The sequence below is a fragment of the Ahrensia marina genome (genome assembly GCF_001293565.1).
Lineage (GTDB): Bacteria > Pseudomonadota > Alphaproteobacteria > Rhizobiales > Rhizobiaceae > Ahrensia > Ahrensia marina.
This window is the reverse complement of sequence record NZ_JXMU01000052.1, coordinates 1-534: the sequence shown is the minus strand read 5'-3', so window position 1 is coordinate 534 and position 534 is coordinate 1. Positions and strand designations below refer to the sequence as shown.

Annotated in this window: 1 protein-coding gene; it reads left to right on the top strand. The window is 58.1% G+C overall.

The features are described from left to right. Window positions 1–11 precede the first annotated feature (11 nt). On the top strand, window positions 12–534 hold a 523-nt coding region (locus tag SU32_RS16990; protein WP_082376874.1), incomplete at its 3' end, for a hypothetical protein.

Sequence of the window (534 nt, the reverse complement as noted above, 5' to 3'; positions counted from 1 at the left end):
ACGAGGACGATATGGACTGGCAGGCGGCGATTAACATCAACAGACAGGCATTGCTGCAAATCGTTGCGGCGCTGGTGGCGCTGGTTCAAACCGGCAGCATGTTGCCAAGCGTCGTGCGCCATCAAATCCTGCGTGTGCTTGGTCCTGCCGAAAGCGCCGCGCGGCGTTTGATTGTGCTGGCCGCACGGTTTCAGAAAGTCGCAAACCGCCCTTCTGCTTCTCCGGTTAGTCAAAACCTGCCGGACTTTGCGGCGTTCAACCGCGCAACGAAAATTCTGCGCTTTAAACTGTTTGATCCGCGCAAACGCTTTGACTGGCTTGATGATCAACCGGCAAACCAGATGCCAAAAGCCCTGCCGCGCATCAGCGTGATCGGTGTGTCGGACCCTGTGTTCGTAACGCCAAAGCAACCCCGCCAAGACAGCGCCGCCATCACTCTCCGCCTGCAAGCGCTACAAGACGCGCTTTCCGACCTGCCCAGAGAGGCAAAGCGTTTAAACCGCCAGATGCAAAAGCGGAAAACCGCCCCCGCTG